Origin of the sequence: Paenibacillus sp. FSL L8-0638, from assembly GCF_038593075.1 — a bacterium.
GTDB classification, from domain to species: domain Bacteria; phylum Bacillota; class Bacilli; order Paenibacillales; family Paenibacillaceae; genus Paenibacillus; species Paenibacillus polymyxa_D.
The window spans coordinates 2,589,172-2,607,748 of sequence record NZ_CP151960.1 but is presented as its reverse complement, the minus strand read 5'-3'; the positions used below and the strand labels follow the sequence as shown (position 1 = coordinate 2,607,748).

Annotated in this window: 18 protein-coding genes and 1 pseudogene; 7 read left to right on the top strand and 12 right to left on the bottom strand. The window is 40.0% G+C overall.

All coding sequences use genetic code 11. The features are described from left to right. Positions 1 to 111: 111 nt before the first annotated feature. Entirely contained in the window at positions 112 to 687 is a 576-nt protein-coding gene (locus MKY35_RS11730; RefSeq protein ID WP_342446453.1) for a TetR/AcrR family transcriptional regulator, read from the bottom strand. A gap of 146 nt (positions 688 to 833) precedes the next feature. Here MKY35_RS11730 and MKY35_RS11725 point away from each other — a divergent pair, with 146 nt between their 5' ends. Then, entirely contained in the window at positions 834 to 1,946 is a 1,113-nt protein-coding gene (locus MKY35_RS11725; RefSeq protein WP_342446452.1) for an alpha/beta hydrolase, read from the top strand. A 337-nt stretch (positions 1,947 to 2,283) separates the two neighbouring features. Here MKY35_RS11725 and MKY35_RS11720 read toward each other — a convergent pair whose 3' ends face one another. The 5 genes from MKY35_RS11720 to MKY35_RS11700 all read right to left on the bottom strand — a co-directional run bounded on the left by MKY35_RS11720 (position 2,284) and on the right by MKY35_RS11700 (position 9,477). Further along, the gene (locus MKY35_RS11720) at positions 2,284 to 4,311 is read right to left on the bottom strand and encodes a family 43 glycosylhydrolase (protein WP_318628360.1); all 2,028 of its coding nucleotides are present in this window, start codon (positions 4,309 to 4,311) and stop codon (positions 2,284 to 2,286) included. A 67-nt stretch (positions 4,312 to 4,378) separates the two neighbouring features. Then, positions 4,379 to 6,274, bottom strand: a complete 1,896-nt coding sequence (locus MKY35_RS11715) for a carbohydrate-binding protein (RefSeq protein ID WP_069011167.1) — start codon at positions 6,272 to 6,274, stop codon at positions 4,379 to 4,381. Positions 6,275 to 7,579: 1,305 nt separating this feature from the next. Continuing rightward, entirely contained in the window at positions 7,580 to 7,915 is a 336-nt protein-coding gene (locus MKY35_RS11710; RefSeq protein WP_342446451.1) for a hypothetical protein, read from the bottom strand. Between the two features lie 22 nt (positions 7,916 to 7,937). Then, positions 7,938 to 8,258 carry a hypothetical protein gene (locus MKY35_RS11705; protein WP_342446450.1) on the bottom strand — a complete coding sequence of 107 codons (321 nt, stop codon included), beginning with the start codon at positions 8,256 to 8,258 and terminating at the stop codon, positions 7,938 to 7,940. Then, positions 8,245 to 9,477, bottom strand: coding sequence for a WXG100 family type VII secretion target (locus MKY35_RS11700; protein WP_342446449.1), 1,233 nt, complete (start codon positions 9,475 to 9,477; stop codon positions 8,245 to 8,247). Before MKY35_RS11700 ends, MKY35_RS11705 begins: the two co-directional genes overlap by 14 nt. A 252-nt stretch (positions 9,478 to 9,729) precedes the next feature. Here MKY35_RS11700 and MKY35_RS11695 point away from each other — a divergent pair, with 252 nt between their 5' ends. Together MKY35_RS11695 and MKY35_RS11690 are read left to right on the top strand one after the other, a co-directional pair. Next, complete coding sequence (locus MKY35_RS11695; RefSeq protein ID WP_342446448.1) at positions 9,730 to 9,885, top strand: hypothetical protein; 156 nt, start codon at positions 9,730 to 9,732, stop codon at positions 9,883 to 9,885. A 72-nt stretch (positions 9,886 to 9,957) separates the two neighbouring features. Beyond that, positions 9,958 to 10,146: a hypothetical protein gene (locus tag MKY35_RS11690; RefSeq protein WP_230585205.1), complete on the top strand. Its 189-nt coding sequence runs from the start codon at positions 9,958 to 9,960 to the stop codon at positions 10,144 to 10,146. 380 nt (positions 10,147 to 10,526) lie between these two features. On the opposite strand, the gene MKY35_RS11685 is transcribed toward MKY35_RS11690, so the two are convergent. Beyond that, positions 10,527 to 11,102 carry a hypothetical protein gene (locus tag MKY35_RS11685; protein ID WP_322252602.1) on the bottom strand — a complete coding sequence of 192 codons (576 nt, stop codon included), beginning with the start codon at positions 11,100 to 11,102 and terminating at the stop codon, positions 10,527 to 10,529. A gap of 560 nt (positions 11,103 to 11,662) precedes the next feature. Between MKY35_RS11685 and MKY35_RS11680 the strand changes: the two genes are divergently transcribed. Further along, complete coding sequence (locus tag MKY35_RS11680) at positions 11,663 to 11,881, top strand: helix-turn-helix transcriptional regulator (protein ID WP_029515066.1); 219 nt, start codon at positions 11,663 to 11,665, stop codon at positions 11,879 to 11,881. Positions 11,882 to 11,970: 89 nt separating this feature from the next. Here the strand turns inward: MKY35_RS11680 and MKY35_RS11675 are convergent, their stop codons facing one another. Further along, positions 11,971 to 12,249, bottom strand: a complete 279-nt coding sequence (locus MKY35_RS11675) for a DUF6809 family protein (RefSeq protein WP_029515068.1) — start codon at positions 12,247 to 12,249, stop codon at positions 11,971 to 11,973. Between the two features lie 111 nt (positions 12,250 to 12,360). Here MKY35_RS11675 and MKY35_RS11670 point away from each other — a divergent pair, with 111 nt between their 5' ends. After that, positions 12,361 to 12,582: a helix-turn-helix transcriptional regulator gene (locus tag MKY35_RS11670; protein ID WP_305954128.1), complete on the top strand. Its 222-nt coding sequence runs from the start codon at positions 12,361 to 12,363 to the stop codon at positions 12,580 to 12,582. Positions 12,583 to 13,062: 480 nt separating this feature from the next. On the opposite strand, the gene MKY35_RS11665 is transcribed toward MKY35_RS11670, so the two are convergent. Further along, the gene (locus tag MKY35_RS11665) at positions 13,063 to 14,268 is read right to left on the bottom strand and encodes an MFS transporter (RefSeq protein WP_342446447.1); all 1,206 of its coding nucleotides are present in this window, start codon (positions 14,266 to 14,268) and stop codon (positions 13,063 to 13,065) included. Positions 14,269 to 14,456: 188 nt separating this feature from the next. On the opposite strand from MKY35_RS11665, the gene MKY35_RS11660 reads away from it, so the two are divergent. Then, positions 14,457 to 15,059 carry a TetR/AcrR family transcriptional regulator gene (locus MKY35_RS11660; RefSeq protein ID WP_342446446.1) on the top strand — a complete coding sequence of 201 codons (603 nt, stop codon included), beginning with the start codon at positions 14,457 to 14,459 and terminating at the stop codon, positions 15,057 to 15,059. Between the two features lie 140 nt (positions 15,060 to 15,199). On the opposite strand, the gene MKY35_RS11655 is transcribed toward MKY35_RS11660, so the two are convergent. From MKY35_RS11655 to MKY35_RS11645, 3 genes and pseudogenes are all read right to left on the bottom strand, one after another. Next, on the bottom strand, positions 15,200 to 16,042 hold the full coding sequence (locus tag MKY35_RS11655) for an alpha/beta hydrolase (RefSeq protein WP_342446445.1): 843 nt from the start codon (positions 16,040 to 16,042) through the stop codon (positions 15,200 to 15,202). A gap of 128 nt (positions 16,043 to 16,170) precedes the next feature. Then, on the bottom strand, positions 16,171 to 16,539 hold the full coding sequence (locus MKY35_RS11650) for a hypothetical protein (protein ID WP_342446444.1): 369 nt from the start codon (positions 16,537 to 16,539) through the stop codon (positions 16,171 to 16,173). Positions 16,540 to 16,705: 166 nt separating this feature from the next. Then, positions 16,706 to 16,831: pseudogene (locus tag MKY35_RS11645) on the bottom strand (LysE family translocator); the annotation flags it as partial. 316 nt (positions 16,832 to 17,147) lie between these two features. On the opposite strand from MKY35_RS11645, the gene MKY35_RS11640 reads away from it, so the two are divergent. Further along, positions 17,148 to 18,575, top strand: coding sequence for a spore germination protein (locus MKY35_RS11640; protein WP_342446443.1), 1,428 nt, complete (start codon positions 17,148 to 17,150; stop codon positions 18,573 to 18,575). The last annotated feature ends 2 nt before the right edge of the window (positions 18,576 to 18,577 follow it).

The following is an 18,577-nucleotide window of genomic DNA, read 5'->3' as shown; positions in this document are numbered from 1 at the left end:
GAACCAATGCTTCAATTCTTCTACTGTTTCCTCCCTTCAACCCCTTCTTTAAAGTTTATTTCTGCAACCCATTGATGATTTATCGGTCATAAAAAAATCACTCCACGCGTGCTAACTTGTATATAGATCAGACTTTAACTGATTAAAAATATATTCTTGCATTTGATCTAAAAGAAGAATGATATTAGCATCTTTGCCATTTTTTAAAACCCACTGAATAGACGTCATTGAGTTAGCAGCATATAGTTCAGCTAAATACTCTAATGCGATCGAAGTTGAAGAATTCTGTTGCTTTAAATAAGCTAAGCAAGTACTAAACAAAATTTGTTCAAATTCTTTACGTAAATCAGCGGATACTTCATGAGCGGTTAACAATGTTGAAATTTCGAGCTTATTTCTAATCATTTGATCGGTTACAAGTTCTATGGCATTTGCTACCTTCCCCTCTTCCATTGCTTCAAAACGATGTTCAACCTCAACTTTAAAATCAGAAGCATACCGTTTAACTATTTTTTCTAGCAAGTCGTACTTATCCAAATAATGACTATAAAAGGTAGAACGTCCGATAAGAGATTGATCACAGATTTTTTTGATCGTAATATCTTTAAAATCATGTTGTTGGAGTAATTCAATGAAAGCACGCTCAATAGCTATTTTTGTTTTATAAATTCTGATATCTTCATTCATTTAACCACTTGCTCCTTATGTGTAAGTTTTCGAACACTTCATATATAACATGTAAGATATCTTACAGATTATGCGATACTAATTATTTTTTATGTAGTAACTATACTCTATAGTAAGCACATACCCAAATTGAAGGAGGACAATATATGTTTAAATCCTATGTCAATAACGAACAGTTCAATCTTCAAATCAATCGTTTTATCAATGATTATTATCAAGAAGATGATCGAGCACAAGCTGACTTGGAAAAAATGATTCCGAAATTAAACGACACCCATAGCTGGTATGAAGCTTGGCTCAATTTTGCAAAGAAACGCGAAGACAGCAAGGACTATGACTTAGCCTCAGTCTACTATCAAGCAGCAGAATTTTATCTTGCAACCACAGACCTCAATAAAGAAAAAATGTATCAAAAATATAGAGAAACATTCTATAAAGGCTTTCATGATTTTGATTATGAATCCTACAAGATTCCCTATGAAGACTCCTATCTTCCTGCTGTAAAATTGTTAGCGCCTGGAGCTACGAAGACATTACTTGTCTTTGGTGGGTATGATTCTTACATGGAAGAGATGCTTAAAATGATGAAATTCATGAAGGGAATTAACTACAATATTATTGTATTTGATGGTCCAGGCCAAGGAACTGCATTAAAAAACGGCCTAAAATTCATTCACAACTGGGAAAAGCCCATATCAACGGTGATTGATTATTTCAAATTAGATCGTGTAAGTCTCATAGGCGCTTCTTGGGGAGGTTATTTAGCTATGCGTGCAGCAGCCTTCGAAAAGAGAATCGATAAAGTAGTTGCTTTTAACATTTTCTATTGTGGTTTAGATGCCTTAAAAATGGGAATGCCAGAAGAAACTTACCAAAGCATAGTGCAGCTAGTCGAACGTAATGAAGTAGATCAAGTGAATTCATTATTCGAACAGATGATGACTCACAATATTGATTTGCATTGGAAGATTACCAAAGGGATGGAAAACACCGGTGAAGCAACGCCTTTTGATCTCATTAAAAATTTCGAAAAGCACACGATGCACGGCATTGGGGCATTCATTAATCAAGATGTTCTTTTACTAGCTGGAGAAGATGATCAATACGTACCTATTAGCCGACTCGCTCAAATCCAACAAGAATTAATCAATGCTGCTTCCATTACAACCAAAGTATTTACTAAAGAAACAGGTGGCGAGCAACACTGCCAAGCAGGTCACAGGGAGTTAGCATTTAATGAAATGAAGAAGTTCCTATAACAACTGTAAATATATATATTTTTTTATACGCAACATGCCCATCAAAAAATCGTAGTTCCATAGCTTCAATCGTTGTTATCCCATTGGCAAGTAAAAACCGACTCCAATTATGGAGTCGGTTTAGTCCATTCATTTCCCCCTGTTATCTCAATGGAGAAGTCCGTAATTTCCTCTGAGCTTTTCAATTCATGCGGCCTAGCATGGTTAGATTTTCGAACCGAAGAACCTTGAAGGAACGCAAGAAACGAACTTAGATGTCTATCGGCCCTTAATTTCCATTATTTAACATATGATAGATCCAGGGAGTTAAGTCCACAGCTTCAAACCCTCTTGTTTGTCACTGCAAGTTTAAATAATCAAAATCAACAAAACCACCCGTTGATTTAGTAGCATAATTGAACAAAGCAAAACGGTATCCCATAAAGTGAGGGATTGTATATGACATCGGAAGTGTGTTGCCTATAGCCGTCCAATTTGTGCCGTTAAGACTGTAGTAGAAATATGCTTTATCCATCTGATTTGTAAAATCACATATAAGCTTAAGATATACTCTGTTCTGGGTGAAAGGGACACTTGCCACTTCAGTCATTGCTCCAGAGCTGGCATTCACCATAACAATGGATTTGGAGGTCCCGTTCATCTTTATGCCTACAAATCCATAATTAGCCTGAAAAGCTGCAAGACCGGAATAGTCTCCGTCCTTCATCCCGCTTGTTTCCATTGCAATGATTCCTGTACTTTTCGGTCCAAATGTCCTTTGGGTAAGCGTATTTCTGGCATCCAGAATACTTTTACTCACTTTCCCTGTAGTCATTCTCATAAATCCAGGACGCTGTGTAAGGGACCAATGAGTATTGTCAGGATTGTGGTTCCATTGCCACTCCTTTTTAAGAGTCGCTTCAGAAGACGAGGTTCCTGTAAACGAAACATCGTCCACATAGAAATTCATCAAATCACTTGTTGGGTCTGGGGTTGAACTGTAGGGTGTCTCAATGAAAATAAACGTTTGTGAGAGGTCGGCATCTGCCGGAAGTGTATATGTTCCTTGAATTGTGCCCCATTGGCCCTTGGTTAGCGTGGTGGACCCAAGAATCGATATACCTGTGTAACTTGGACCATTCTGAATACCAAAATTAAATTGCTTAGTGGCAGGACCTTCAGTGTATTTAACCTTTGCAGAAAAATTATACATTCCGCCGGCTGTTACTTTTCCGGTAATTACTTGTCTTGGACCAGCAGCTGTTTGTTGTCTACCGCTGACAAACAAGCTTTTTGAGCCGATGTAATAGTCTGTAGTGGTTGCTGCAACAATTGCAGTGTTATTATTCGTCCACGGGCTTATGGTGGCATTTTCAAATCCACCGTTTGCAATAAGCTGACTGGAGGCTTGAGAAGATGAAAACTCATCAGACGCATAGACCTTCTTTTCGGGATAACCTTCAACAGGAACATCCATCGTAAGAGGAACCTTACCGTTAACACCGAATACCGGCCAATTATTTAACCATGTAACCGGAACAAGATACGGCATACGTCCAATTGCTCCGCTGTCTTTAAACAGCATAGCATACCAGGAGCCAGAAGGAGTATCAACAATTCCCCCCTGTGCAATACCTGAATCATTCAATGACACCTGACCTGTATAGGGTCCTGTCAAGCTACTTGCACGATAGGTTAATTGTGTGCGGTTGCCTCCCGATGGCCAGCATATAAGAAATATATAGTACATTCCCTTGATCTTTTGTATGTGCGCGCCTTCAGCCTTGACTATGAAGCTGGAACCGGCAATATTACTGGCAGCGGAAATAATCACCTGATTAAGTCCCCCTGGCTTGATAGCCTTTGCATCTGCAGTAAGCTCAATAATGCTGATATTATCACTGCCATAAACCAAGAATACACGTCCATTATCAAACAGCAGCGATGCGTCATGATAATAGTTGTCAAGCACTGATGATGTCCATGGACCAGTTTCTATATTGCTGGTTTGATAGATGTATGTTTTGCCGGTAGAATTGGAGCCAAAGGACACATAGTAGATGCCGTTATAATATCTAAGGCTGCTTGCCCACGAACCTTTTCCATATTCGTTCTGCCCGTTGTTAAGATTTTGTGCGTCATTGTTGGCATACGTATCGTAAACATAATTTACGATTTCCCAATTGACGAGGTCATAAGATTTCATGATCGGAACTCCAGGGTTCATGTGCATGGTCGTGCTAGTCATATAAAAAGTATTACCTACCCTGATAACATCGTTGTCTGGAGAATCAGCATGTATAAACGGATTTGTAAAAGTAGTAGCTGCAAATACAGAAGTATTGGACATCATACTCATGAATAATGGTAAAACTAATAAAAGCACACTTATCCTCCTATACATATTAGAATCGCCCCTAATCTTTGATAGGTTCAAAAGCTTTTAGTTTTAGTTAATTAAATTGTAAATAATCCACATAGGCATCCCAAGTACCGTTATCGGTGGTTACGATCAGTCTGACCTCTTGATTTCCGGTTACATGGGTGATATTAGACAAGGTTTGGACCGTCGGCGTAGTTCCCGTAAAATAAAAGGAGCCAACTGTGGTTCCTCCTATTTGCAAGTCTACTCTGGCGGTACTGGAGTTATTCGAAGCACCCCTGACTGAAATACTATGAGTAGAGTTGGCAAAATACTGAGTGTATGCACTATAATCATCATTGGCGTATAAAGCGACCCCATTGAAAGGAGAACTGATCTTCCCAGCGTAAGTCCCACCGAGAGTCATATCCTCAGCTTCAACCCTTGTTCCAGTAGTATTGGGTGTAAACTGCCAGTAATCAATATTAAATAAGTTACCAGTCCCTGTTCCGGTAAACACTAAGAAAACCTTGTGGACTCCTGTTGCATTGCTTACAGTGGTTTCGACTTCCTTCCAGGTCTGTGTTCCTCCAGTAGAACTGACATTAAGAGTTCCAACCAGAGGACCCGTTGCACTGTCCAGACGTATTTCTATTTTACCGCCTGCATTGGATGCTATGTTTGCTTTAAACGTCTTGGCTCCACCGCTACCAAAGTCGGCATTTCCTACAGCGATCCAATCTCCATTGTGTACGTTTGTCACATTCAGATTACTAATGGGACCGCCGCTGGCTTGAGTAGGCTCGGTTGTGACTCCCGCTTGCCACGCCATGGTCTCTGCTTCCACTCTGGTATACGGATTCAGATTGGAGAACTGAGCGATTCCTGTCATATTCCCCTGCACTTCAGCGATACTTCCATCTCCATTATGCGTCAGCTTATTAATATGCGGGGAGCGATAGCCTTTCCCAGCTCCAATTTGAGCCTTGCTGACCGTCTGGGCATGGTACACCACATACCATTCATTCTTAAAGTTAAATACAGCGTGATGGTTGTTGCCGCCCACACCGAAGAACGTATACGGATTTTTCAGGAAATGCCCTTTATAAGTAAAGGGACCCACCGGGCTGTCGCTGACCATGTAGCCAATTTCACCTGCAGGGTACTGTGGCGGGTGTGTCCCGGCAAAGTTGATACAGTAGGAATAGTAGTACTTTCCGTTATACTTATGAAGGCCCGAATCTTCAAACAGGTACGGGGCATCAATGGTGGTAGCGCTCCCAATAACGCTGGTCATATCTGCGCCCAATTTGATGACTCTGGCAGTTTTCGGATTCGCAATGGAGGCCGGATCGGATTCGTTCGGAATGCCGCCGCCGCTATACAAGTACCCTGTGCCATCATCATCCACCAGCACAGCCGGATCAAAAAGCCAGGTTACACCAGCCATTCCCGGCGTATTATGTGTCACAAGAGCTCTGCCCAGGGGGTCTGTCCAAGGGCCGATCGGCGTGTCTGCGGTCAGAACGCCAATGCCGGCTCCACCATTGGCAAAATAGAGAAAGAATTTATCTTTGCCATTGATTTTTTTTTGCGCAATGGCCGGAGCCCAGGAGTTGCCGGCCCACTTGGCAATGCCTCTGCCGTTGTTCTTGTTGTTCGCACCGGCAACCGGAATGGCACCGTGATCCGTCCAGTTCACCATGTCCGCGGAAGAGATGACCTGGATGCGATCCAGTCCGCTGAAGTCATTGTCTTTAATCGAGCCATCATTGTTATACACATACGTATCGCTGGACATATAGATATAGACTCTTCCATCATAGACCAACGCATAGGGATCAGCGCCCAATTTATGGTCCATAAGAGGATTAGAATTCCCTGGAAGCTTTGCAATTGCATTGTTAGCAGCATGTACAGGTACCATTGGTAAACAACTCAGCAATAATGTAAAAGCTAATAAAAACACCGAAAATTTTTTAATCATAAACATATTCCTCCATTTTTATATATTATGTCTATTAAAAGTTTACAAATTGCCTATGCATAGATTTAATTAGTAATTTTGTATCCTATTTGAAGGTTGGTGCTCCGAAACTTGGACTTGTAACATTTTCAGCAGATATTATAGCCTCCCCTCTAAATTTGTAACCGCTTTCATTTTTACGGTGGGGACTCGAATCAAGCCGAATTAGCCAGTTCATCATTTTTATTTTCGCCCAATAAATTTCAGTTAATAGCTTTTTATAATTACCTTGGTTACGGTACATACAGCAAACTGCGTTGCACGGGTTCCAGGCATTCTTTTGGATATCAGCGCCTTAATTCACCGATGGCAAGCCATAACAGTCGTCTTCATGCAAGATGGTGCTCTTCGAGCTGTTTGTGCTCAAATGTCAATCCCCAAAGTTCAAGGTGCTCAAATATAGTGTCTGGTTCATAGGCAACCCTGTATATTAACGAACTACCGATCGTATTCCCAAATTCCCCTCCCTTCTTTTTCATTACACGTACCGATTGAAAACTTTAACTTTAGAGTTGAACTTTGAAAGCTTTTACAAAATTACAAAGGAATATTATGTCGTTAGTAAGCGTGGAAGCGAATTTTAGGCTACGCAGTCGGGAAAACGATATCCAGGAATATAATACCATAAACGCCACTTTGGAACAAGTTCCAAGATCGACAACAAGAAGTGTCGGCTTCTGTCCTTTAACAGATCGTTCAAATTGGGCGACAGCTTTGCAACTTGTGGAGTATGCTAATAATTCCAGGCTGTTGCGAAGCTTATATTCATGCCATTTTATGCGACTAGTTCTAACCAGAATAGCCATCAATCATGAGTTATCTTACAATTCAAACTTCAATCTATAAATAACATTTATCCCCTCTCATTAATGCCCGATCCTTTTCTTTTAGTCGCGGATATGCGTAACAGTAACCATATTCAACGATCCAAGCCAAACTGTTTTCACTAACATTTTTAGATCAAGGATATTTAGGTGTTCAATGAAATTGGGTTTAATATTAAACAGATTGTTACGGAGTCCAAGCGCACTAGCATCGATAACGATTGTCTTTACCTGTCTAAACCTACGATGTTTGCTTTTTGCCTTCTGGACCTCAACAACACACCTAAACTTTCAAAATGAATTGAATACAAACGCTCTACAGCTTGAATAAGTATTCTATTCATTTGGTCCACCTCCATTAGATATGAAAAAAACTTATTTCTCCTCATGGTTCGAGGTGAAATAAGTTTTGAATTAAGTGCATTCAGACGAACAGGAGGCATTACCATTCGATTTCTTCAAATAAACGGAAAACCATCTTTTTTTCAAATTCGTCTAATATCTTAAACCCAGTCATCTCATCTTCTTTTTCTCCAAGTTTTATCATAGTAGCTATTGCTAAGTCTCCTACTTTATAATGACCTATCAGCTTATCTTGATGTTCCCTTTTTAAAGATAATCCATTTAATTTTCTAAATATTTCCTCTGTACGAATACCTTCTTTTCCGATATGTGTCATTGCATGATATAAAACTATGGGGTTCTTTTCTTCTAGCAAATTTTCTAACTCATCTATTGAACATTTTCCTTCTTCAATTTTTTTAATATATTCATACATTCCACCTTTAAACAGATATTAATTAATGTTCCAAACTGTAAATACTCGCCCCAACTTGAACAAGATCAGGAGATGATAACTTGCCAATGCATATTCCAATATTTTTCCTTTCAGCCATTGAGGTTGAAATTTGAACAGAGCTAACGCTTAATACCGTCTCAATTTGATCTGCATTTTTAATAAGAATTTTATCACCTATGATTTTTTTTATTTCTGGGTAGGTTAAATGGTCTAATCCTTTGTTTGTTCCTAATATAATTGTACCTTCATCTTTTGACTCAAAAGTTAAACTAACATCCATTATTTTTTCCATTTTAAACGCTGCCCCTTTATCGTTCTTCAATATAAAGTTCTCCCTTAACATCACGTATACGCAAATCAACGTTTTTTAATCGGGTTATGGCATCCCTCAGTAGCGTCATCCTTTCTATTGATGTTAAATCGGGAGCGAACCTTGCAGCTCTTATACTAGCTTGGGCTTCATCTAGAGCAAAATTTCTTTTAAATGCATCTGGAGCAACATCATATAATTCAAATGCTCTCCCTGCCTTATATGCCTCATAGTGTCCCACAATTTCATGTGCAATCGTTGCCTTGGCTGACACACGTGAGTTAGCACTTAAGGTTCCAACTCCTGTATGCTCTGCTGGTAATACATCTGTATTTATAATAAATCTATCGTACATCATACCTGTATTCCAATCATCATAAAAACCAGGTCTACTCATTATTATATTATCTTCGGGAAAATCCAACGATTTAGTATACTGAATAATCTCCGTTTTCTGGACATCTGTTAATGGCAATTCATTACGCAAACCGTCCGAAGAAATTTGTCGTAAGTCCACTGCGCCCTCATACTTAACCGATGATTTCAAACTAATCTTAGGTTTGATTACTGAACTAACTCCTCCAAATAATCCTGCTGTACCGATCATATTAGCCCAGTGTTCTTTTGACCATGCATTTGTGGGATTAAATGCTCCCTGAATCATGCCCGATACTCCAAATGTACCGAAATTGAGCATGTCATTCCATGAATCGTTTTGTTTAGCTGCCCGTTCCATGTACCCTTGATACATTCCCTTCGGAATGCCGTACGACATATAATCTAGGAAGCTCCATACTGAATCAAATTTTTTCTCATATCGTTCTGAATTAGCTGCTACAAAATCCTGACCAAGCTCCATTAAGCTATCCGCCGATTTCTGGAGCGCATTTCGTGTATCTGCAACAGGAACTGCGCAAGTATTCGGTGGAGGTGGCAAGCAACCTGGGTCTAGATTCCCATCCTCCATCATATCTGCTAATCTAAATTTATTTGCATGCTGCCGTAGTTCTCTAGCAATCGAATCTGTTAGTGTAACAAAGTCAGCCATATTCTTCTGAGATGTTTGGAAACTATAATAGAATTGCTCCTTTGTTATCCCCTCCCAAAATCGTTCCATAAACGAAATTTGCTGCGATAACTGACTATTCATTTGCATCGCCGTTTGCTGCGCAAGCTCAAATTTCTTAGAGACAGTTATAAGTTGTTCAGGTGTCACTTTAATTGTTGTCATAATTTACCTCGGTTGAGTTCATTAAGACATAATAACATTATTCAAATTTATGGAAAACCATCTTTATTACTAATTGTTATATGAATTAGAAGACTTAATCCCTATGACCTCTGACTTATATTTATTAAATACAGCTCCTCCTCATTATAAAGAAGTACCTTTCTAATGCCTCATCTTCAGCAGAATATTCGAAATATATATCTTATTTTAGTCAATTTACATCAAGGTAATCTCCCTAAGGAGCAGCACGCTATGACTAAGGGTTATCGAAAATTTTTATTGGAATATGGTTACCAGGAGGACTTAGTCGACGAAAAAGCAACCAGCCTTGCGGTGGAGGAATATTTGGAAACAGTTCGTCAGAATCATCAGATTGGCTTTGTACGTCGGGAAGCAGCAATTACTTAGGCGTATTCATATAGAGAGCATCAATCGACAAATGAAATATCCAAGCAAACGGAGAACATCGCCACATACAACGTGAACAGGGAGGCAAAGCTTCAGGCTAAAGATCGGCTGCTGGAGCTTGCAATGAGCAAATTGTCCAGTATACAACGAGAGGTTATCCAGCGCAGTTATTTGGATGATGAGGAGAGTTTGATTACATTAGTTGCGGGGAAATGGGGATTAGCGAGGGCACGTTTAGGAGGATCAAGATCGAGGTATTGAGTATTTTAGCTGCTGCATTGAGACTGGAAGTGATTAAATAACAAACAAACAATGGAAGTGAAGTTGTTTGCTAAGCCAATAGAAGCAGTGGTTATATCAACACGTACGACGAATAACTAAAAAGGGTGGAGTTGATATAGTTTATCAACTCCACCCTTTTTCTGTGTGTGACGAGTTCAGTCTCTTTTCTTGGTACCGCTTTTTACTGTAAAAAACAACAATGATAAAAAGAATAGAGCCTGTGAAGTTTTAACCATCAACCTGATTCCTTCACCGGAATCTTTTATATCAAACAAAATATCAGCTATGGATACCAAACCTGTAGTAATAAGTATAATCAATGCGAGTATGTACACGTTTAGTCCCCCTTTTTTCCGATTTTACAGCAAGAAGAAGACAATAGCTCTGGATGCGGGTTCGGCCAACCACGCAGGCAACCCAACATATTTTAAGGCGTAAGCAAGACCGTCCTCTGCTGTGCCTGTGAAATCTACCATGATATCCAAAGCTTGCATTATTACTTGATAACCAAGATAATATTTCAAAGTTTCTTTTGCACCGTCGGTCAAAAGTGGTATCTTATCTACATAAATTTTTATCTGTTCATTCCAAGCACGTGATCCAATATTTTTCAGTTTAGAAATTAATTCTAACGCTACTTCCTTTGCGAACTTTGATCTCCAGCCTTGTGTACTTACTTCCCCAGATGGACGTTGAGTATCGACCATTCCAAGATTAGTGCCTACAGTTTTGAAAAGGTCATCATAATCAACTTGTCTTAATTCTTGCTCTACTCTTTCATCAACAATTCCATTTTCCAAGTCTATCTTAGTCTCTGAAGTTATAGAAGATTCTACGTTGTTTACAGCTTGAGCATTAGCGAAAGCAGGAAGTGTAAACGATGATAACATAAGAGCTGATAATGACGCGATACCCAATTGCTTAAACTTTTGCATAAAATCAATCCTCTCTTCATATATTTGGTATTTTCATCAATATACTAACATGAATTATATATACTTGTAAAATAGAGGGATATAGTAGTTGTTTTTTCCTGTAATAATATCTATTCATAGTATTTGGACAATAAATGGTTATTATAACCTGTGAAAAGAGACTGTTTATTAAATAACTTTTGACCGAATGATGGCCGTTCGTTAGACTTTTAGCATGATATATTTATATCATGGAAAATTAAATAAGGAACACCCCGCCGCTTTCGAGCCTCGGTGAACCAGGTCGGCCAATGTGCCGGCCTTTTGATTTTTCAACAAACCAAATTAGGGAACATAAATCATGTCTACAGAAGCAAGCGCAGTAAGAAACGGTGGGTGCGCATATTTGGTAAAAATATTGAGTCTCAAAATCATATACTTCAAACAATAAATGGATGCACATACGTTTGTTCCCTTCATGCTCTAAACCTAAATGAAATCCTCTGACTAAATAGCGAAATATTCGCTAAAAATAAATAGCGATTATTTCGCTGGGATATTCTAGGTTTGGAGGTGAGAAGATGTACCAAAGGATCCGAGATTTGCGTGAAGATAGAGATTTGACTCAATCCCAAATGGCTGAATATTTGAATTGCAGTCAACGAATTTATAGCAATTACGAACGCGGCGATGTTGATATTCCTACAAGGATTCTAATCAAACTAGCTGATTTCCATAACACAAGCACAGACTACTTGTTAAACAGAACGAAACAAAAAAAACCTTATCCCGCAGGCTAGCTACTTTTAGAAATAAAAAAGGTAACTCCTCATAAAGGAGCTACCTTTCAAATTTTTTTATAATCGCCCCCTACAATCTTCTGAACTACCTATTTCAACTCTTCTTTCCCGTCAAATACTTCAATCATTATTAGTGCCCCCATTTTATAACCCTCAATATAAGCCGAAGCGGACAATAAGGAAATTAAAACATCTTGTAAATCCGAAAGCTCTTCAATTAATTTGTAATCTTGTTCTGGCAATTTTGTTTTGAGGGCTTCCTCAGCATCGGCTATTCTCTGAGAGACCAGTTCAAACTCAGTGTCTTTCGATTTGATTCGTTCACTTGGGTTACATTTTCCGTAATAAAAGTTCTCCAAGATACTCATGTTCTACTCCTTCATGATATGTATTATTAACCCTCTGACTAATTTTAGCGAATTATTCGCTAAAAATCAATAGCGATTATTTCGCTAAGATATTCTTAGTTCGAGGTGAATATGATGTATCAACGGATTCGAGATTTACGTGAAGATAAGGATTTGACTCAAACTCAAATGGCCGATTATCTGAATTGTAGCCAGCGGATATACAGCAATTATGAACGTGGGGAAATAGACATTCCAACGGAGATTTTAATTAGACTAGCTAATTTCCACCATACAAGCACAGACTATTTACTAAATAGAACAAACCAAATAAAGCCCTACCCGGCGGGATAACATTTCTAAGAAATAAATATTAGTCTTAATCTAATTGTGCATTATTTCAATAAATGTTTTTCAACCAACGTAAAATTCTCTTTTATTGTAGATTTCCCATCCACCGTAATCAGTTTTACACCAAGAGTATGGGTCATTTTATTGGCTTTACGAAGGAGCGCGGAGGGACCATCATAATATATCTATGTACCTACCCAACTTTCCTTAGGCGACAAGCCGTTCGCAGACACAGAGCATCATTTGCTCCTAGTTCTGAAGGATGGTGAAGTCGAACTTACAGGCTACCAGTCTGGTGCGGAATGCACTTCATTTTTATCGTATGTTCGAATGCAAACACAAGGAGCATTGCCCTGTCGACAACATCGGCTTGGACAATGCGCTTTATTTTATAGCAACTGCCCTTGGGACAGCATCTTCTGTGCATTAAAGTTAGAAGTCATAACAAGAAAATTTTTAAAAAAACCTTCACTAATTACTAGGTTAGTGTGGAGGGAACGAATACTTTTTGCCACCCCAAGCCACGAGAAGCGCAAGGAATAAGAGTATGAATAATGCCCATGAAAATGATCCCGCACCAAAAGTTTCGAGTAAAATACCCCCAGCCATCCCGCCGCCGGCGATAGCCAGATTCCATACGGTCGTGTTAATCGGCATAACCATATCCACTTTGCCCTCCCCTGCAGCCTGAGCAAGCGCCGTTTGCAACAGCGTTGCTGCGCCACCGAAAGTTAAACCCCATACCGTAACAATGATATAGATCATAAGGACATTGGAGTTGCTAAAGCTCATGGCCATAGAAATTAAGACGAAGGAAATAAGACTAATCAAGACAAGCTTACGCAGCCAACGGTCGATGAATACGCCAGTTATCCATATACCTACGAGAGCAGCAATGCCAAAGAAAGCCAGCGCCTGTCCCACTCTCTCACCCATCTCATTGGAGGCAAGAAATGGAGCAATATAAGTATAGAGAATATTATGGGCTGTCATCCAGGTCAGAACAACCAATAGTATGGGCCGAATCCCCGGCGTAAGGAAGACTGCATAGATCGAAGCTTGCTTATCGGAGGACTGTCCCGGATAGTCCGGCACCTTCCAAAGCACCCACGCGATCAGTACAACAGTCAGTAGTGACATAATTCCAAAAACAGAACGCCAACCCATGAGGTTCCCCAGAAACGTTCCCGCTGGGACACCAATAGCCAAGGCGATCGGCGTTCCAACCATGGCAACGGCCATCCCCCTCCCCTTCAATGTAGCAGATACCATGCGGAGAGCGTAACCGCCGATCATCCCCCATAGAACTCCAGCCGAAACTCCTGCCAGTAGACGGGCAGCCAGCGTCAGTATGTAGCTGGAAGAAATTGCGGTGACACTGTTAAAAACCAGGAACCCGCAAATAGCCAGAAGTAACAGCGGACGCCTCCGCCATTGGCGGGTAACTATAGCTATAGGGATGGCAGCCACTAGGGAACCGATGGCATAGACAGTGACCAGTTGGCCCGCCATTGCCTCTGAAATATAAAGTCCCTTGCTTATTTGCGGAAGCAAACCAGCCGGAATCGTTTCCGTCATAATACAGATGAATCCTGTCATAGCCAAAGCAAGCAGACCAAGCCAGGGAAAGCGCTCAGAGGAGGCGGAAGAAGCAATCTTTACAGTAGTAGAAGAGTTATTGCTGGACATTAGCGCAGCTCCTTACAATCGATTTCAAAACAAGTTCAAGCGAAAAATCAAGCATATATGCCAATGATTTGCCCTCCTTTTTTTTCACTTATGGATCGATCAATCCATATTTTAAAGATGCCTCTCTGTCTTGTCAATTACTTTTGGATCAATTAGTATATAAGTACAAGATAAAAGGAGGCGACTCCATGGTTAGAACCGGAAGACCACGTAAATTCTGTCGCGACGAAGCGATCTTCCAAGCTATGATGTTGTTTTGGGAGCATGGATTTGAATCAACCTCTTTGGCTCAACTCAAAAAGGCGATGGGCGGCATCTCCTCAGCCAGCTTTTATGCAGCTTTTGAATCAAAAGACGCATTATTCAAAGAAGCGCTGGACCGGTATTTGGCTACATACGGACAAGTATCGACAAGCCTTACAAACTATTCACTTTCATCGCGCACAGCTATTGAATTAGCCTTAAGAAGTTCAGCAATCATGCAGACTGAGCAGACCCATCCCTTGGGTTGTTTAGTCATATTCTCTGCGAATACTTGTTCTCCGGAAAACACTCATATTCGAGAACTATTGATCAGGCAAAGAGCAGTGACTAGGAACAAGTTCTATGCTCGTATTGAGCGAGCTACCAAGAACGGAGAACTTCAAGAATCCACAAATATTAGCATGTTAACCACACTATTCGTTACCTTTCTGGAAGGTATATCTACCGAAGCAAGAGATGGTGTGTCCTTAGACAACATTGATGCAGCCATAACTAAATTGATGGAGCTTTGGGATACTTGTGCCTGAGACTTGCCCCAGTCTTCATGAAAATAAGGGCATACAAATAGCAAAAGGCAATCCCCTTAAAAAAGGAGATTGCCTTTTTATTCAGGAAGATTGCTTCTCTCATAAACGGCTTTATTCAGTTATCCTACACATCAGCTGACCTAATTGAGTATCGAAGTGTGTTTTGAGATAGAATCGATTATTAAATCCCAGTCGTCATAGTGAAGCTCATGCCCGGCACCTTCCAATGTCAGTAAAACCGCACGCGGAATTGTGTTAGCAAGATTTATTCCGTGTTCATAAGGGATAATCGGGTCTTCAGTACCGTGAATCACCAGAGTGGGAACGTTTATCTCACCAGTCCTAACCAGATAGGATTCTCCACCTGACAGCATAGCGTGATTATTCATACTGGCCATATTGTTGCTTCTTTTCCATTCTTCTTTTACTAATTTATAAACTTTATTCTCATCGAAAGGATACTTTGAACCGACTAAAATTCTTGATCTACCTATCACAAAATCGACCACCGATTGTTCGTTCGTCCAATCTATTGCCTCCATATTCGAGAAATAGTCCATAACCTTTTCCTCCATCGGTGGAAGATCGGGAGCAAAATTGGACGTTGATATGAGGGTAACGGTTAGAACTCTGTCTGGATGTCGCAGAGCTATCATTTGAGTCAGCATTCCACCCATGGACATCCCTACGATATGCGCTTGCTCAATCTTATACGCATCCAATACTCGAATAGCATCATCTGCCATGTCTTCGAAGGTATAGTCCGGTTGCCCAGGTTCATAGGTTGTAGAACGTCCAACATCTCGGTTATCATATCGAATGACAAAGCGAGCTGTCTCAGCTAAACGCTGACAAAATTCTTGCTCCCACCAGACCAATGAGGATTGAGCCCCCATAATCAGTAATATTGCCGGGTTAACTCGCTTTCCGAAACTGTCAGTACAAATTTCTATTCCATCGCTTTTTATGAGTTGTTCGTTCATATAGAATTCCTCCCCTCAATGATATATAAAACAAAAAAACACAGAATATTACCTTCATCACTTATCCCCATAAAGTACTTTCGGTGCCCCGCCTTAGGCAGACAGGAATTACCGATCTACTCGATTCACTAGTTTAAGATATTTTGTTGCAAGAAATTCAGAAAATCTCTTTGCATAGAGCCAAGAGTAAGAATTTTTTTGATTATCCTAAACCTACAATGCTGGCCTTTGATTTTAAATGACCATATTGCAGAAGACAGGTGTCCAGAATGATATTTTTGTTCTTGTAAATCAGCAACTTCATATTCAACTTTTTGTACTACTTTTGTGGAAAATAGATTGAGGAAAAGGATAATAATCCTATCATTATCTAAGAGTAATAGGGCTCGACTTGTATAAGCCGAAAAGCTCTGTGGAGTTGAATAGCAGATAAGCATGTCAGATTCTCTATAAGGTTCTGCTAGCTTATTGATCGTTTTTTTTGTAATGAATAGCATGATCAAATACCTCTCTATTTGGATGTTTAAATGAATTTATAGAAAAGAATATCCTTCAAAAAATATTATACTACACAAGTAAACTATTCCAAAAAAGGATAGTCATCTGTAGCCTATTTAAACATACTCCCTCCTCCTCAGTTTAGATGTGACATATACTCAAATGTCCAAACGTATATTTCATTGCCTTTTTTGCTCCAAAATGATGCACTGTGGATAATATGAAGATATTGGTAGGACCTGATGTAAAAGTGGCAATAAAGCAGTAAATTAAAACAGATGTAATATTCATGAGGAAAACTCCTTTAACGTATTCTCATGAATATTACATCTGAAGTTAAATGGCCTATAGTATATTATTGCAGGTATTGTGCCTTTCGTAGTCACCTTCTCCCTCCATTTTTGCTTTTCCTCATCATACAAAGCCTTCAAAAAAAGAGAATAGACACGCAATTGGTCTCTTTCACTTCGCAGCTGTTCAAAAATTACTTAGCGTGAATCCTCACCGTTGAAGATGTCATTGACCTTACCGACAACAAACACAATTATGGATTATTGTGGTATTATTTCTGGTTATTGTTAATACTACGTATCTGAGGAGGGTGAAAATGAAGTTACATACCAAATTTTCAAGACAATTATGCCGGAATATCGAGCTCATTTGTGACTTCATGGGAAACAGTTCGGATTTTGTTGTTCGTGAGATCACGACTGGCCATAAACACGCCGCTCTTTTTTATTTGGACGGAATGACTGACATGCAAAAGGTACAGGACAACGTGATCCGTCCGTTACATGATCGTGTCTCCTCTCACGAGATCACTTTACCGTTATTGAAAAACGCAATTTTGGACATTGGTGAAGCAAGCTTTACTCAAAACTTTGAAGATGCTTTGGAACAGATCCTCTCAGGTGGTCTTCTCCTACTCCTGGACGACATGGATGAAGGATTGGTCATTTCTTTGCCTGGATGGGAAGAACGCAGCATTTCGGACTCGAAGACACAGCCAGTGGTCAGAGGTCCGCAAGAGTCATTTACAGAAACTTTACGTACGAATACGACTATGGTTCGTCGAAGGGTGAAGGATACAAGAGTACGTCTAACTACCCTAAAAGTTGGCGAAAAAACTAAGACCGATATATCGGTCATGTATTTACATGGGGTCGCTGACCCAAAAAAGGTGCAGGACATGATATCCAAGTTAAAGAACATGCATGTGGAAGGCGTGCTTGAAAGCGAATATTTGGAAGAATGTCTCCATGAAGATAAACAATTCACGATATTTCCGCTCTTTTATAATTCTGATCGCCCAGACTCTATTGCAGCAGGAATTATGGAGGGGAAAATAGCGATATTTGTGGATGGATCTCCCTTCGCCATCCTTGCACCTGCCGTGTTTGCAGATTTCCTTCAATCCGCAGAAGATTATTATCAATCCTTTATTTACAGCAGTATCATTCGAATATTAAGGTACATCTGCCTGGCAATCTGCATGTTGGCTCCGGCCATTTATGTCGCATTAACGACATTCCATCAGGATATGATTCCAACCGTTTTGTTATTAAGCTTATCCGCGCAACGTGAAGGAGTACCGTTTCCAGCATTTATTGAGGCGATGATCATGGAAGTGGTTTTTGAAATTCTGAGGGAGGCAGGTCTTCGTATGCCACGGACGGTCGGTCAAGCCGTTTCTATTGTCGGGTCAATAGTGATCGGCCAGGCAGCTGTAGAAGCAAACATCGTTTCGGCTGTTATGGTCATTGTTGTTGCAATAACTGCCATTTCGAGCTTTGTCATTCCCTCGTACACCTTTGCCATTCCAATCCGGATATTACGTTTCGCTTTCATAGGCATAGCCGCTATGTTTGGTGTGTACGGATTGACTGTTGGTATTCTCATGCTCTTTGTGCATCTGAATGGGCTTCATTCATTCGGTGTACCGTATTTGAGCCCCTTTGCCAATTACAAATCGTCGGAGCAGAGGGACGCCATATTACGTCTTCCATATAGAACTAAAAAACATCGCAAAAACTAAAG

Excerpts from the sequence above, each read along its gene's own strand:
- MKY35_RS11650 (WP_342446444.1), bottom strand. The coding sequence starts at position 16,539 with ATGCTATTCATTACAAAAAAAACGATCAATAAGCTAGCAGAACCTTAT.
- MKY35_RS11685 (WP_322252602.1), bottom strand. The coding sequence starts at position 11,102 with ATGCAAAAGTTTAAGCAATTGGGTATCGCGTCATTATCAGCTCTTATG.
- MKY35_RS11725 (WP_342446452.1), top strand. The coding sequence starts at position 834 with ATGTTTAAATCCTATGTCAATAACGAACAGTTCAATCTTCAAATCAAT.
- MKY35_RS11680 (WP_029515066.1), top strand. The coding sequence starts at position 11,663 with ATGTACCAAAGGATCCGAGATTTGCGTGAAGATAGAGATTTGACTCAA.
- MKY35_RS11700 (WP_342446449.1), bottom strand. The coding sequence starts at position 9,477 with ATGACAACAATTAAAGTGACACCTGAACAACTTATAACTGTCTCTAAG.
- MKY35_RS11675 (WP_029515068.1), bottom strand. The coding sequence starts at position 12,249 with ATGAGTATCTTGGAGAACTTTTATTACGGAAAATGTAACCCAAGTGAA.
- MKY35_RS11695 (WP_342446448.1), top strand. The coding sequence starts at position 9,730 with ATGACTAAGGGTTATCGAAAATTTTTATTGGAATATGGTTACCAGGAG.
- MKY35_RS11665 (WP_342446447.1), bottom strand. The coding sequence starts at position 14,268 with ATGTCCAGCAATAACTCTTCTACTACTGTAAAGATTGCTTCTTCCGCC.
- MKY35_RS11670 (WP_305954128.1), top strand. The coding sequence starts at position 12,361 with ATGATGTATCAACGGATTCGAGATTTACGTGAAGATAAGGATTTGACT.
- MKY35_RS11655 (WP_342446445.1), bottom strand. The coding sequence starts at position 16,042 with ATGAACGAACAACTCATAAAAAGCGATGGAATAGAAATTTGTACTGAC.
- MKY35_RS11715 (WP_069011167.1), bottom strand. The coding sequence starts at position 6,274 with ATGATTAAAAAATTTTCGGTGTTTTTATTAGCTTTTACATTATTGCTG.
- MKY35_RS11730 (WP_342446453.1), bottom strand. The coding sequence starts at position 687 with ATGAATGAAGATATCAGAATTTATAAAACAAAAATAGCTATTGAGCGT.
- MKY35_RS11640 (WP_342446443.1), top strand. The coding sequence starts at position 17,148 with ATGAAGTTACATACCAAATTTTCAAGACAATTATGCCGGAATATCGAG.
- MKY35_RS11710 (WP_342446451.1), bottom strand. The coding sequence starts at position 7,915 with ATGTATGAATATATTAAAAAAATTGAAGAAGGAAAATGTTCAATAGAT.
- MKY35_RS11660 (WP_342446446.1), top strand. The coding sequence starts at position 14,457 with ATGGTTAGAACCGGAAGACCACGTAAATTCTGTCGCGACGAAGCGATC.